We start from the raw sequence: 13,506 nt of genomic DNA on the forward strand, positions 1-13,506 counted from the left end.
ACCGCCGCCCCGGGCACCGCCAGTCGGTGCCCGCCCAGGGCAGCACACCCATCCAATCCTCCGCCCGTCCGCCGTTGCACAGTGGATGCGGGCAAGCTCATCCCAAGGAACGCCGATGAACACCGCAACCCAAGACAACCGCGATGTGGTGACCGTATGCCTGCAACACCAGGTGATCGACACCGCTTCGAGCACCCCGGTTGCACAACCCCCGCGCTGGAAGCAGGCGCTGCTGACCTACCTGGTGATCTGCCCGATGACCATGGTCATTCCGCAACTGCTGGCGCCGCTGTTCGCACGCTTCCCGCAGCTGGGCGGCCCGATCACCGGCAACCTCATCGTCAACCTGTTCGTCATCCTGCCCGTGGTGTTCTACATCATGCCTTGGGTAACCCGCCGCTGCGCCAACTGGCTGCGCGGCTGAGCCACGCCTTCACCTCGACACTTTCAAGGAGATACCGTTATGAGCACCTTCGTTACCCGCGATGGCACTTCGATCTATTTCAAGGACTGGGGCAGCGGCAAGCCCGTGCTGTTCAGCCACGGCTGGCCGCTGGATGCCGACATGTGGGATTCGCAGATGGAGTTCCTGGCCAGCCGCGGCTACCGCACCATCGCCTTCGACCGCCGGGGCTTCGGCCGTTCGAGCCAGCCGTGGAACGGTTACGACTACGACACCTTTGCCGATGACATTGCCCAGCTGATCGAACACCTCGACCTGCGCGACGTCACCCTGGTGGGCTTCTCGATGGGTGGCGGTGATGTCAGCCGCTACATCGCCCGCCACGGCAGCGAGCGTGTGGCCGGGCTGGTGTTGCTGGGGGCTGTGACGCCAGTATTCGGCAAGCGTGACGACAACCCTGAGGGTGTCGACCTGTCAGTGTTCGAGGGTATCCGTGCCGGCCTGCGTGCCGACCGCGCCCAGTTCATCGCCGACTTTGCCACGCCGTTCTATGGCCTGAACCATGGGCAGCAGGTGTCCCAGGGCGTGCAGACGCAAACCCTGAACATCGCGCTGATGGCCTCGATCAAGGGCACTCTGGATTGCGTGACGGCGTTCTCCGAAACCGACTTCCGCCCGGACATGGCCAAGGTCGATGTGCCGACGCTGGTGATTCATGGCGACGACGACCAGATCGTGCCGTTCGAAACCACTGGCAAGCGGGCGGCAGAGCTGATTCGCGGGGCTGAGCTGAAGGTGTATGCCGGTGCGCCGCACGGGTTTGCGGTGACCCATGCGCAGCAGCTGAATGAGGATTTGCTGGCGTTCCTCCAGCAGTAACCGTGGGAGGCATTCGCGGGCTTGCCCGCGAAGTGGCCAGCCAAGGCAGCACAAATGTTGATCAGGGCTAACCTTCTTCAACCCACCGCACATCCATCCAAGCCCTGACCTTGCATCAACCGGCATGCTTCGCAGTCGCCCCTGCCGGCCCCAGTCGGAGAAGCTCATGTCCCAGGACCGCAACGACAAGACCCGTCGCCAGTTCCTCGCCACCAGCACCGTGCTCGGTGCAGCAGGCGCGCTCTGGTCCGCATTGCCCTTCACCGGCCAAGCCGGTTCCGCTCACGCATCCACCCAAGGAGGTTCCATGACCGCCGACCTGATTCTGTTCAACGGCAAACTGCACACCGTTGACCGCGAAAAGCCTACTGCGACCGCCGTCGCCATCAAGGATGGCCGCTTCATCGCCGTGGGCAACGACGCCGAGGCCATGGCCCACAAGGGCGCCACCACGCAAATCGTCGACCTCAAGCAGCGCACGGTCATCCCCGGCCTGAACGACTCGCACCTGCACCTGATCCGCGGTGGCCTGAACTACAACCTGGAACTGCGCTGGGAAGGCGTGCCATCGGTGGCTGATGCCCTGCGCATGCTCAAGGACCAGGCCGCGCGCACGCCGACCCCGCAGTGGGTGCGTGTGGTGGGTGGCTGGAACGAATTCCAGTTCGCCGAAAAGCGCATGCCCACCCTGGAAGAAATCAACCAGGCCGCGCCCGATACCCCGGTGTTTCTGCTGCACCTGTATGACCGCGCGCTGCTCAACCGCGCCGCGCTCAAGGCCGTCGGCTACACCAAGGAAACGCCGAACCCGCCGGGTGGCGAGATCCAGCGTGACAAGTTCGGCAACCCGACCGGCATGCTCATCGCCCGCCCCAACGCGATGATCCTCTACGCCACCCTGGCCAAAGGGCCGAAGCTGCCGCTGGAATACCAGGTCAACTCCACCCGCCAGTTCATGCGTGAGCTCAACCGCCTGGGCCTGACCAGCGCCATCGACGCTGGCGGCGGCTACCAGAATTTCCCCGACGACTACTCGGTGATCCAGGAGCTGGCCGACAATAACCAGCTGACCGTGCGCATCGCCTACAACCTGTTCACCCAGAAGCCCAAAGAAGAGCTGGACGACTTCAAGAAGTGGACCTCCAGCGTCAAGCTGCACAGCGGCACCGACTTCCTGCGCCACAACGGCGCGGGTGAAATGCTGGTGTTCTCCGCTGCCGACTTCGAGGACTTCCTCGAACCGCGCCCGGACCTGCCGCAAACCATGGAAGAAGAACTGGAACCGGTGGTGCGCCACTTGGTCGAGCAGCGCTGGCCGTTCCGCCTGCACGCCACCTACAACGAATCGATCACGCGCATGCTCGACGTGTTCGAGAAGGTCAACCGCGACATCCCGTTCAACGGCCTGCCGTGGTTCTTCGACCACGCCGAAACCATCACCCCACAGAACATCGAGCGCGTGCGTGCCCTGGGCGGTGGTATCGCCATTCAGGACCGCATGGCCTTCCAGGGTGAATACTTCGTCGACCGTTACGGCGCCAAGGCGGCAGAACAGACGCCGCCGATCAAGCGCATGCTCGACATGGGCGTGCCGGTAGGTGCCGGTACCGACGCCACCCGCGTGTCCAGCTACAACCCATGGACCTCGCTGTACTGGCTGGTCAGCGGCAAGACCGTTGGCGGCATGGAGCTGTACCCCGAAGGCCTCAGCCGCGACACCGCGCTGCAACTGTTCACCCAAGGCAGCGCCTGGTTCTCCAGCGAGCAGGGCAAGAAAGGCCAGATCAAGGTGGGCCAGCTGGCCGACCTGGCTGCACTGTCGCTGGACTTCTTCAGTGTTGATGAAGAGGCGATCAAGGGTATCGAGTCGGTGCTGACGATTGTCGATGGCAAAATTGTGTACGCTGCCGGCGAATTTGATCGCCTTGGTCCACCACAGGTGCCGGTACTGCCGGAATGGTCGCCGGTGGCCAAGGTGCCGGGGCACTGGCGCGTGGGTACGCCGTCGCTGGCGGCAATGGCGCACCAGTGCGTCGGGCCTTGTGGGGTGCATGCGCACAGCCATGAAAAGGCCCGGCAGTCGAGTGTGCCAGTCAACGACTTCCAGGGCTTCTGGGGCGCGTTGGGTTGTTCGTGCTTTGCGTTCTGAGCTGATGTGAAGAAGGGGCCAGTTTTTTGGCCCCTTTTTTGTGTTGCTTGTCCTGGCCCTATCGCCGGCATCAAGGGTGAGCCTTGTGCTCACCACCCGCCAACAAATGCCGAATCTTCACCTCCACCCCCTCCGTCTGCAGCATCCGCACCCGCGCCTCGATCTTCAGCTCCCCTCGGGTCACCCGATGGTGATGCCGCAAATGCTCCAGCCACGACTCTTCGAAGAAAAACTCCAGCCACAACGCCCGGTCTGCACTGTCGCGCATCAATCCCCAGGACAGTGCCCCATTGCGCTTGCGCATGGCTTCCAGCTCCCGCGTCGCCAGCTGAAACGCCTCGGCCTTGGTCGGGTCGATGTGATACTCCACCGTCACCATTACCGGCCCGCTTTCCTTGTCCATGTCATCGCCCAGCACCGGAACAGGCCAGTGCAACGACGGTGTCAGTTCTTCGGCTTCGGTTTCCGGCAGGGTTACCTTGCAGGTCAGCAACGTGCCCAGGGCCAGACCACCCGACGCCAGCAGCAGGCTCAAGGTGATCGACGCATGGCTGGCCAGCGTGCCCCACAGCAACCCGCCACACGCCATGGCACCAAAGAAGATCAGGATGTACACCGACAACGCCCGCGCCCGCACCCAGGCCGGCACCGAGGTTTGCGCCGCCACCTGCAGGTTGGACAGCACCGCGATCCACGCCGCCCCGCTGAGCAGCATCGCCGGCAGCAGCACATAGAAGTTGCGCACGAGCGCCAGCGCCAGCAGGAACAGCGCATACAGCAGGCTGGCGAACAGCACCAGGCGGTCGCGGCTGATGCGTTCGCGCAGGCGCGGCAGCAGGGTGGCGCCGGCCACCGCGCCAATGCCGATGGCCGCCAGCAGCAAGCCGAAGTCGGCAGCAGTGCCGTGCATTTCGCCGCGCACGATCAGCGGCAGCAGCGAGGTGCCGGCGCTGGCACAGAAGAAGAACGCCACGGCCCGCAGCAGCACGGCCTGCAAGGGTTTGGCACTGCGCGCGAAGCGCAGGCCGGTGCGCATGGCGCCCACGAAGCGCTCGGCTGGCAGCAGTGGCTCCTTCACCTCGCGTTTCCACAGGAACAACACCAGGATCACCCCGGCAAACGAAATCGCGTTCAAGGCAAAGGTCAGCCATGGGCCGACCATGCTCACCACCACGCCGGCCAAGGCCGGGCCAATGGCGCGAGACACGTTGATGCCCACACTGGAAATGGCCACCGCGTTGGCCAGGTCTTCCTTGCCCACCAACTCCGGTGTCAGTGCGCTCCAGGCCGCCATCATCAACGCCGTCCCGATACCCAGTGCCAGGGTCAGCACCAGCAGCAAGGTCACGTTCATCAGCCCAAGCAGGGTCAGGGCTGCCAGCACCACGGCCACGGCAGACATCCACAGCTGCACCAGCAACAGGTAGCGGCGCTTGTCGACGATATCCGCCGCTGCGCCCGCTGGCAGGGCCAGGAAGAACATCGGCAGCGAGCCGGCCACCTGGATCAGCGCCACGTGCAGCGGGCTGGCCGACAGTGTGGTCATCAACCAGCCGGCGCCCACCTCGTGCATCCAGGTGCCGATATTGGAGGCGATGGTGGCGATCCATAGCATGCGGAAGGTGGTGTTGCGCAACGGGCTCCAGGCGCCTGAAGGGGATGTGCTCATGTCAGAAGCTGCCTTTGAGTGGGTATTCGATAATCAGGTAGATACGGTCGATGTCATCGCCGGCCTGGGCCTGGTTGGCGCGATGGCTTACGTGGGAGAACGACAGGCTCAGGTCCTTGGCGGCGCCTGACTGCACCACGTATTTCAGGTCGACGTCGCGCTCCCAGTGCTTGCCGCCGTCGCCGTACTGGCCAACGTAGGCGCCGCTGGCTGGTGCATGGCTGCCGTCGATGCCCCGGCCGCTGACGTAGCGGCCCATCACGCTCAGGCCGGGGAGGCCGAGGGTGGCGAAGTTGAGGTCGTAGCGCAGTTGCCACGAACGCTCGCCCGGGCCGTTGAAGTCGGCGTACTTGATCGAGTTGGCCAGGTAGATGGAATCGCCGCCGACGAAGTCGAACGGGGTGTCGCCCTCGACCTTCTGATAGGCCAGGCTCAGCGCCTGGGCGCCGAAGCTGTACTTGGCCAGCAGGCTGTAGGCGAGGGTATCGATTGCCCCGCCACTGGCGTTGCCGGTGTCGCGGGTTTTGTAGAGATTGCCGTCCACGCGCCAGTTACCTTCGGCCAGGTTCAGGTTGAGGTAGGCCTGGCGCCAGGTGTCTTGCAGTTGCCCGGCATACAGCGCGCCACCAAACGGGCCAGTGGGCGCGAAGGTGGCGCCGGCCAGGCTGATGGCGCGGTTGTGGGTGGTGACGCCGTAGCCGCTGAAATCATCGCGGGTGGCGCTGTTGTCCTGGTTGTTGAAGGCGGTGAAACGCCCGGCCTGCAGGCGCCAGTCGGGCAGGTCGGTGTTTTCCACGAACCAGCCGGTGGCGTATTCCGGGTGCAGGCGTTTGTCGCCAGTGTCGAACACCGGGGTTTCCACGTTCATTTCGCCGTAGCGCAACTGGGTGTTGCCCAGGCGCAGCTTGAGCGCGGCGCCGGCGCTGGAGTAGTCGGATTCGGCGCGGCCATTGCTATCGCGTGGCAGCAAACCGGTGCCGGCATGGCCACGGCCGCCGTCGAGCTTCAGGCCAAGAAAACCGTGGGCATCGATGCCCACGCCAACCGTGCCTTGCGTGAAGCCCGAGCGGACCTCGCCGATGAAACCCTGTGCCCATTCCTGGCGGTAGTTCTGGCCGCTGGCAGAGGGCGAGCGAAAGTCGCTGTGCAGGAAGTAGTTGCGGCTGAGCAACGACCAGCCGGACTCATCCGCCTGGCTGAGCGCCGGGCAGAGGGCGAGCGTGGCGAGCAGGGCGCGGCCTGGTCCGTGTGTGGCGCGGATCATGGAGAGCTCCGGGGGATGATCCGGGACTGTGGAGCAAGGATAGGCCAGGGGTCTTGTAAGGGTGTGCTGGGATCTGGTTTACCTGTTCAGCACTCAAGCCATGTCGCTAATGGCGAATTCCTCAGCCAGATGATCGATCAGCGCCCGCACGGAAGGCAGCAACCCCCTTCGCGACGGGAAAATCGCATGCACGATGCCACAGCGCGGGTGCCAGTCTGGAATCAGCTCCACCAGCCGCCCCGCCGCCAGGTCCTCGCGTACTGCCACTCGCGGCAAATGCGCAATCCCCACCCCAGCCACCACGAAATGGCGCAGGGCAAACAAATCGTCAGTCACCATGCGCGGCGTATGCGGGATGACAATGCTGCGGCTGCTGTCTTCACCCTGGAACAGCTCCCACTGGTACTCACGCTGTGCGCTGCCCCAATGCAGGCTCGGCAGCGTGCCGAGCAGCAGCGGATCGAAGCCCTTGGGCAGTTGCTCCAGGTACTGCGGCTGGCCCACCAGGCACTGGGTGCTGTTGCTCAGCACCTTCATCACCATGTCGGTGTTCTCCAATGGTGGAAAGCGCACCCGCAGCGCAATGTCGAAGCCTTCGTGCAGCAGGTCGACGCGGCGGTTGGTACTTTCAATGAACAACTCCACCTGCGGGTACTTGAGCATGTAGCGAGTCAGCATCGGCCCGACCCACGAGTTGAGCAGGGTGGTAGGGCAACTGATACGCACCAGCCCGCGCGGCTCGCTACGGTTGCGCTCGATGATCTCCGCCGCACCCTCCGCCTCCACGCGCATGGCCAGGCAGCGGTTGTAATAGGCCTGGCCGATTTCGGTGAGCGAGCAGTGCCGGCTGGTGCGGTGCAGCAGGCGCACGCCCAGGCGGTCCTCAAGGTCGGCGATGCGCCGGCTGAGCTTCGACTTGGGCATGTCCAGCGCTCGGCCTGCCGGGGCGAAACCCCCGTGCTCTACAACTTGGGTGAAGTAATAGAGGGAATTGAGGTCTTCCAATGATCGTTCTCCAAACGGAACGCTAAGGGCGATTTTCGCAGTCTAGTGCAGCAAAGGTGATGATTTTAATCTGTGCCCATCAACGCGAAACACCCCGAATAGCTGAAGAATTCATAAACCTTAGGAGCACAGACCATGAGCAAATTCACCTACAACCGCCTGAACAAAGACGACGCCGCCGTCCTGCTGGTCGACCACCAGGCTGGTCTGCTGTCGCTGGTGCGTGACATCGAACCGGACAAGTTCAAGAACAACGTGCTGGCCCTGGCTGACCTGGCCAAGTTCTTCAACCTGCCGACCATCCTCACCACCAGCTTCGAGCAAGGCCCCAACGGCCCGCTGGTGCCAGAGCTGAAAGCCCTGTTCCCGGATGCGCCGTACATCGCTCGCCCTGGCCAGATCAATGCCTGGGATAACGAGGACTTTGTGAAGGCGGTGAAGGCCACTGGCAAGAAGCAACTGATCATTGCCGGTGTGGTGACTGAGGTTTGTGTGGCCTTCCCGGCGCTGGCGGCCTTGGAAGAAGAGTTCGATGTGTTCGTGGTGACCGATGCTTCCGGCACTTTCAACGAAATGACCCGTGATGCTGCCCATGACCGCATGAGCCGGGCAGGTGCCCAGCTGATGACCTGGTTCGGCGTGGCGTGCGAGCTGCACCGCGACTGGCGCAACGATATCGAAGGGCTGGCGGCGCTGTGCTCCAACCACATTCCGGATTATCGGAACCTGATGACTAGCTACAACGCGCTGACTGCGGGTAAGTAATTAATCAGTAGCAGTGCGTACAAAGGCCGGCTCCCTCTGTAGGGAGCCGGCCTTTTTTGTTTGCTGTACCGGCCCTTTCGCGGGTACAGGCAGCATCAATTCATAGGCTGCGACTCAATCCCATCCAGCAATGCCTCAACCAACCCTTCTGCCATCTCGAGTGCATTCAGGTTGCTCCAGAACAGGCTTTTGCCAGTGTCATCCAGATGCTCCAGGGCTTTATAGCCACAGTCATAGGCACCGCGCAGGTACTGGGCGACATGCACCAGTGCGTCGTGGGCGGATACGCCTGGGTTTACTGTGAACAATGGGGGATGGCCGGCATCGCAGCGGCTGAAGGGGCGTTGTGTGGTTTCGGGAAGGGGTGGATCGGGAACGATTTTTTTCATAGCAATTCCTTCTCTAGGATTGAACTGCAACCACCCGTTTCCACGCAGAAGGCGGCAGTTGTGCGCGGGGTGGAAAACCGGTGAGAAGGCAAGCCGGTAGGCCAAAAGGCCTCACGCGCACAACTGCCATAACGGCAGCCCTTCATCACATCCGGGTTTCCACACCCGATCGCTGAACCGACAGCGACCTGGTCAGCCTAGAGAGCAGGCCTTCCCCGGACAATCAGACGGGCGTCGACACGGTGTGTAGGATAATTCTTCAGTCCATGCGTTCACGTAGGAAATGGCTTGGAAGAAAGTAGGACGCTACTGAGAAGTCGGGATGTTGGGTCCGCTACGCGGCCCTTCGCGGGCAAGCCCGCTCCCACAGGAATAGCGCAAACCTGCCAGGCGGCACAGTACTTGTGGGAGCGGGCGTGCCCGCGAAGGGCTGCATAGCAGCCCCAGTGATGAGATAGAACAGGAGAATTCTGACAATCCGATCAGCCGTTGCGACCTGATGAATAGCAAGGAAAGGGAAGAACATTGGGAGTGCTTATCCAGGAGACCTGAAATTCCCCTTTACAACCCACCACATCCGGGAGAGTCGTTGCTCTACGACGTGCTTCCAGCAATCGGAGTGAGTATTTCGGACTTAGCCCGGCAGCTTGATTATCCGCAGATGCAATTGGCCGCTGTACTCAATGGGCGTGCTGCCATTTCAGCCGATCTAGCGGATCGGCTTGAGTTGGCAGGCCTCGGACCTGCGCGGCAATACCTCGCCGAGCAGGCAGCTTATGACATATGGGAGGCTGCCCACCGTGAGCACCCGTGAAAGGCACTGCAATACTCACGGCAAATACTCGAAGGCCCTCAATCCGCATCCGAATCAAACAACCGCTCCAACTCCACCCGCGCCTCCTTGGCCGTCTGCATCACCTTGGCCCGGTCATCACGCACCTGCCCCTGGGCCACCAGCACCTCTTCGTCATGCTGGGTAAACCGCGCAATCCGGTCCGCCGCCTGTTCATCACTCAAGCCCAACCCCACCAATGCCCGGCGGGTCATCTCCAGGCTGGAGTAGAACGTCTCGCGAATCGGCTCGGCGCCCACATCCACCAACTTGTGTACATGCTGGCGGTTACGTGCGCGGGCCAGCACCTTCAAGTGCGGGTACAGGCGTTTCACCCGTTCAGCGGTATGAATGGCGGCTTCCGGGTCATCGATGGTGATGATGAAGTACTCCGCCTCACCCACCTTGGCCGCATGCAGCACCTCAGGGCGCAGCGGGTCGCCGTAGAACACCGGCACCTGTTCGAACATGCGGGTCATCTCGATGGTGTCCACCGAGGTTTCCAGTGCGATGAACGGGATTTTCTGTGCCCGCAGGATACGCGCGACGATCTGGCCCATGCGGCCCATGCCGACGATCACCACCCGCGGCGTATCAGTCTGGATCTGCTTGTACTGCTCAGGCACTTCCCGCACAGGCTGCGGGCGCTTGAGGGCGCGGGCGCAGCCCAGCATCATCAGTGGGGTGATGGCCATGGACAGGGTGATGGTCATCAACAGCAAATCGTAAGTCTGGGTGTCGAATAAGCCCTGGTCCTTGCCCAGCTTGAACACCACGAAGGCGAACTCGCCCCCAGCGGCCAGCACCATGCCCAGGCGCAGGGCGCTGGCACTGTTCAGACCACCGACCAGGCGGCCGACGCCAATCAGCAACACCAGCTTCAATGCCACCAGCAGCAGGGTCAGGCCCAGCAGCACCAGCGGCATTTCCAGCAACAGGCGCAGGTTGGCGCCCATGCCGACGCTGATGAAGAACAGCCCCAGCAGCAGGCCCTTGAACGGTTCGATCTGCGATTCCAACTCGTGGCGGTATTCCGAGTCGGCCAGCAGCAGGCCGGCGAGGAAGGCGCCCAAGGCCATGGACACACCGGCTTCTTCCATCAGCCAGGCGGTGCCGATCACCACCAGCAACGCGGTGGCGGTGGACACTTCGGGCAGGCCGGTGCGGGCTACGGTGCGGAAGACCGGGCGCAGGAGGTAGCGGCCGCCGATGATGACCACGGCGATACTGGCGAATACCTTCAGGCCATGTTGCAGGCTATCGCCGTGGCTGGTGTCTGGGCCACTGGCGGCCAGCAACGGAACCAGGGCAATCAGCGGGATGGCGGCGATGTCCTGGAACAGCAGGATGGCGAAGGCCAGGCGGCCGTGCGGGGCGTTCAATTGCTTGCTCTCGGCCAGGCTTTGCAGGCCGAGGGCGGTGGACGACAACGCCAGGCCCAGGCCGAGCACGATGGCCGCCGGCAGCGTCTGGCTGAAGCCGAACAGGGCGATGGCACCGATCAGCGCACCGGTCAGCAGTACCTGGGCGCTGCCGACGCCGAACACCGATTTGCGCATCAGCCACAGGCGCTTGGGCGACAGTTCAAGGCCGATGATGAACAGCAGCAGCACCACACCCAGTTCGGAAATGTGCGCCACGCTTTCGGTGTCGCGGATCAGGCCCAGTGCCTGCGGGCCAATGACAACGCCGGCGAGTAGGTAGCCAAGTACGGCGCCTAGCTGCAGGCGTTTGGCCAGGGGGACGGCGAGGACTGCGGCGAGCAGGAAGATGACGGCGGTTTGCAGCAGGCTGCCTTCGTGTGGCATTTGGCTCGTACTCCATGAGCTGCCGGGGCAGCATTTGAACAGTTTGGCCGACAATTCTGGGGAATGAGAGGGGGGTAGACAATCTGCTTTCAGGGAGAAAGATTGTCCTGAAAACTGAGACAACCTGTGCTGGCCTCTTGGCGGGAGTCGGCTGACTCAAGCCCCACCAAACTGCGCCCGATACTGTGCCGGCGTCATGCCAATCCGCTCGCAGAACACCTTGCGCATATGCCGGTCACTGCCAAACCCGCACTGCGCCGCCACCACCTTCAACGGCAGGTCGCTGCCCTCCAGCAGCTTGCGCGCTCGGTCGATCCGCGCATTTTGCAGGTACTGCAACGGCGTTATCCCCACCTCGCGCTGGAACGTGCGGGCGAAATTACGGCTGCTCATGGCCACCAGGTCGGCCATCTTCTGCACGGTAAACGTCTGTTCGATATGGTCGACGATGTGCGCCTGTACCCGGGCAATCGGCGAATCATCACGCGGCACCGCCGCCAGCAACGGCCCGTACGGGGTCTGCCCGCCTTGGCGATGACGGGCGACCAGCAGCACCTTGGCCACTTCCAGGGCCAGCGCCTTGCCGTGGTCTTCGGCCACCACCGCCAGCGCCAGGTCGATACCCGCAGTGATCCCGCCCGAAGTAATCAGGCAGCGGTCGATCACATAGATCTGCTCGGTCTCAACCTTGGCCTGAGGAAACGCCCGCGCCAGGCGCTCCACGTAATTCCAGTGGGTGGTGCAGCGGTAGCCATCCAGCAACCCCGCCCGGCCCAGCAGGAACACCCCGGTACAAATGGCACCAAAGCGCTTGGCGCTGCGCACCGCCTGCGGCAACCAGCGCTCCAGCGCTGGCACGGCAATGTCATACGCGCCCGGGCCGCCGGGCACCAGCAACAGGTCGACGGCGTCCGGCAAGTCTTCCAGGCGCAGGTCGGCCACCACTTTCAGCCCACAGGAGCCGCGCACCGCTGCTTGCCCTTCGGCCAGGGTGAGCAGCCGGTATTGCCGCTCTGCCGGCAAAAAACGGTTGGCGATGGCGAACGCATCCATGGGTCCGGTCACATCCAGCAAGAGCACATCGTTGAAAAGCACCATGGCCACGGTGCGGTGAGCGTTTACTTGCATGCTTCTTCGCTCGTTAGCTGAATACAACGTGCATCTTACGGTATACCCCCGCGCACAATTAAGAACAATTCAGGTTTGGCTCAGGACTTTGTCATGTGCCGGGGGCGAGACTTTCTGCATTCAACAGGAGAGTCGCCATGCACCCCGGCACCCCCCAAGAGCCGCTGCACCCCCCGGGCGCACTGACGCCCGCGCGGTTACGCCAGGCCAAGGAACTAATGCTGCGCAGTTCGCTGTCGATCATCGAGATCGCCAGCGTGTGCAACCTCACCCGCAGCCATTTCTCCCGTGCCTTCAAGGTCAATACCGGCCTTTCACCCCAGGCCTGGCGCCTGCTGGCACGCATGGAAAAGGCCAAGCGCCTGCTCGCCACCGAAGCACCGATTACCCATGTGAGCCTGGAATGCGGCTTTTGCGACCAGGCCCATTTCACCCGCGCCTTCAGCCGCCTGGTTGGCCAGCCGCCCAAGGCCTGGCGACAGGCGCAGGCCATTTCTTAAGCCGTATCTATCCACCGGTATAGTCCCTTGCGGACAGTGCCGGACCGTCATCCCAACCCAAGGAGTCACCCCATGAGCCAACCTGATTACAAGCGCTTGAACAAAGACGACGCCGTGGTCCTGCTGGTAGACCACCAGACCGGCCTGATCTCGCTGGTGCAGGACTTCTCGCCCAATGAGTTCAAGAACAACGTGCTGGCTCTGGGTGATCTGGCCAAGTTCTTCGGCTTGCCGACCATCCTCACCACCAGCTTCGAACAAGGCCCGAACGGCCCGCTGGTGCCCGAGCTGAAAGCAATGTTCCCGGACGCGCCGTACATTGCCCGCCCCGGCCAGATCAACGCTTGGGACAACGAAGACTTCGTCAAGGCGATCAAGGCCACTGGCCGCAAGCAGCTGATCATCGCCGGCGTGGTGACCGATGTATGCGTGGCGTTCCCGACCCTGTCGGCGCTGGCTGAAGGCTTTGAGGTGTTTGTGGTGACCGATGCTTCGGGCACTTTCAACGAAACCGTGCAGCAAGCGGCGTGGGTACGCATGACCCAGGCAGGCGCGCAGATGATGAACTGGTTCTCGGTGGCGTGTGAGCTGCACCGTGACTGGCGCAACGATATCGAAGGGCTGGGTAACCTGCTGTCGCAGCGTATTCCCAACTACCGCAATTTGATGAACAGCTATGCGGCGTTGACTTCGCGTTAATGTAACCCTGTACCGG

The 13,506-nt window shown here is 62.8% G+C and carries 13 protein-coding genes; 7 read left to right on the forward strand and 6 right to left on the reverse strand.

Going from position 1 to position 13,506, the window contains the following annotated elements:
• Positions 1-115 precede the first annotated feature (115 nt).
• From D906_RS06125 to D906_RS06135, 3 genes are all read left to right on the forward strand, one after another.
• Positions 116-424, forward strand: coding sequence for a hypothetical protein (locus D906_RS06125; protein WP_019096460.1), 309 nt, complete (start codon positions 116-118; stop codon positions 422-424).
• A 39-nt stretch (positions 425-463) separates the two neighbouring features.
• A complete protein-coding gene (locus tag D906_RS06130; RefSeq protein WP_016712667.1) occupies positions 464-1,282 on the forward strand; it encodes an alpha/beta fold hydrolase in 819 nt (272 codons plus the stop codon).
• Between the two features lie 307 nt (positions 1,283-1,589).
• On the forward strand, positions 1,590-3,431 hold the full coding sequence (locus tag D906_RS06135) for an amidohydrolase (RefSeq protein WP_161775520.1): 1,842 nt from the start codon (positions 1,590-1,592) through the stop codon (positions 3,429-3,431).
• 70 nt (positions 3,432-3,501) lie between these two features.
• Here D906_RS06135 and D906_RS06140 read toward each other — a convergent pair whose 3' ends face one another.
• The 3 genes from D906_RS06140 to D906_RS06150 all read right to left on the reverse strand — a co-directional run bounded on the left by D906_RS06140 (position 3,502) and on the right by D906_RS06150 (position 7,369).
• Positions 3,502-5,100 carry an MFS transporter gene (locus D906_RS06140; RefSeq protein ID WP_027614812.1) on the reverse strand — a complete coding sequence of 533 codons (1,599 nt, stop codon included), beginning with the start codon at positions 5,098-5,100 and terminating at the stop codon, positions 3,502-3,504.
• 1 nt (position 5,101) lies between these two features.
• Complete coding sequence (locus D906_RS06145; RefSeq protein ID WP_027614813.1) at positions 5,102-6,364, reverse strand: OprD family porin; 1,263 nt, start codon at positions 6,362-6,364, stop codon at positions 5,102-5,104.
• 93 nt (positions 6,365-6,457) lie between these two features.
• Complete coding sequence (locus D906_RS06150; RefSeq protein ID WP_016712663.1) at positions 6,458-7,369, reverse strand: LysR substrate-binding domain-containing protein; 912 nt, start codon at positions 7,367-7,369, stop codon at positions 6,458-6,460.
• A 135-nt stretch (positions 7,370-7,504) separates the two neighbouring features.
• Here D906_RS06150 and ycaC (D906_RS06155) point away from each other — a divergent pair, with 135 nt between their 5' ends.
• On the forward strand, positions 7,505-8,134 hold the full coding sequence (ycaC, locus tag D906_RS06155; protein WP_019096456.1) for an isochorismate family cysteine hydrolase YcaC: 630 nt from the start codon (positions 7,505-7,507) through the stop codon (positions 8,132-8,134).
• A gap of 95 nt (positions 8,135-8,229) precedes the next feature.
• Here the strand turns inward: ycaC (D906_RS06155) and D906_RS06160 are convergent, their stop codons facing one another.
• Positions 8,230-8,523, reverse strand: coding sequence for a hypothetical protein (locus D906_RS06160; RefSeq protein ID WP_027614814.1), 294 nt, complete (start codon positions 8,521-8,523; stop codon positions 8,230-8,232).
• 553 nt (positions 8,524-9,076) lie between these two features.
• On the opposite strand from D906_RS06160, the gene D906_RS06170 reads away from it, so the two are divergent.
• Positions 9,077-9,337: a HigA family addiction module antitoxin gene (locus D906_RS06170; RefSeq protein ID WP_027614815.1), complete on the forward strand. Its 261-nt coding sequence runs from the start codon at positions 9,077-9,079 to the stop codon at positions 9,335-9,337.
• Positions 9,338-9,375: 38 nt separating this feature from the next.
• Here the strand turns inward: D906_RS06170 and D906_RS06175 are convergent, their stop codons facing one another.
• Positions 9,376-11,163: a monovalent cation:proton antiporter-2 (CPA2) family protein gene (locus tag D906_RS06175; protein ID WP_019096455.1), complete on the reverse strand. Its 1,788-nt coding sequence runs from the start codon at positions 11,161-11,163 to the stop codon at positions 9,376-9,378.
• Positions 11,164-11,319: 156 nt separating this feature from the next.
• Entirely contained in the window at positions 11,320-12,291 is a 972-nt protein-coding gene (locus tag D906_RS06180) for a GlxA family transcriptional regulator (protein WP_016712660.1), read from the reverse strand.
• 137 nt (positions 12,292-12,428) lie between these two features.
• Between D906_RS06180 and D906_RS06185 the strand changes: the two genes are divergently transcribed.
• Together D906_RS06185 and ycaC (D906_RS06190) are read left to right on the forward strand one after the other, a co-directional pair.
• Positions 12,429-12,791, forward strand: a complete 363-nt coding sequence (locus D906_RS06185) for an AraC family transcriptional regulator (RefSeq protein ID WP_016712659.1) — start codon at positions 12,429-12,431, stop codon at positions 12,789-12,791.
• 72 nt (positions 12,792-12,863) lie between these two features.
• Positions 12,864-13,490: an isochorismate family cysteine hydrolase YcaC gene (gene ycaC / locus D906_RS06190; RefSeq protein WP_016712658.1), complete on the forward strand. Its 627-nt coding sequence runs from the start codon at positions 12,864-12,866 to the stop codon at positions 13,488-13,490.
• Positions 13,491-13,506 lie beyond the last annotated feature (16 nt).

This window comes from Pseudomonas sp. LAIL14HWK12:I1 (assembly GCF_003202095.1).
Classification (GTDB): domain Bacteria; phylum Pseudomonadota; class Gammaproteobacteria; order Pseudomonadales; family Pseudomonadaceae; genus Aquipseudomonas; species Aquipseudomonas monteilii.

Excerpts from the sequence above, each read along its gene's own strand:
- D906_RS06185 (WP_016712659.1), top strand. The coding sequence starts at position 12,429 with ATGCACCCCGGCACCCCCCAAGAGCCGCTGCACCCCCCGGGCGCACTG.
- ycaC (WP_016712658.1), top strand. The coding sequence starts at position 12,864 with ATGAGCCAACCTGATTACAAGCGCTTGAACAAAGACGACGCCGTGGTC.
- D906_RS06125 (WP_019096460.1), top strand. The coding sequence starts at position 116 with ATGAACACCGCAACCCAAGACAACCGCGATGTGGTGACCGTATGCCTG.
- D906_RS06180 (WP_016712660.1), bottom strand. The coding sequence starts at position 12,291 with ATGCAAGTAAACGCTCACCGCACCGTGGCCATGGTGCTTTTCAACGAT.
- D906_RS06130 (WP_016712667.1), top strand. The coding sequence starts at position 464 with ATGAGCACCTTCGTTACCCGCGATGGCACTTCGATCTATTTCAAGGAC.
- D906_RS06135 (WP_161775520.1), top strand. The coding sequence starts at position 1,590 with ATGACCGCCGACCTGATTCTGTTCAACGGCAAACTGCACACCGTTGAC.
- D906_RS06140 (WP_027614812.1), bottom strand. The coding sequence starts at position 5,100 with ATGAGCACATCCCCTTCAGGCGCCTGGAGCCCGTTGCGCAACACCACC.
- D906_RS06175 (WP_019096455.1), bottom strand. The coding sequence starts at position 11,163 with ATGCCACACGAAGGCAGCCTGCTGCAAACCGCCGTCATCTTCCTGCTC.
- D906_RS06160 (WP_027614814.1), bottom strand. The coding sequence starts at position 8,523 with ATGAAAAAAATCGTTCCCGATCCACCCCTTCCCGAAACCACACAACGC.
- D906_RS06145 (WP_027614813.1), bottom strand. The coding sequence starts at position 6,364 with ATGATCCGCGCCACACACGGACCAGGCCGCGCCCTGCTCGCCACGCTC.
- ycaC (WP_019096456.1), top strand. The coding sequence starts at position 7,505 with ATGAGCAAATTCACCTACAACCGCCTGAACAAAGACGACGCCGCCGTC.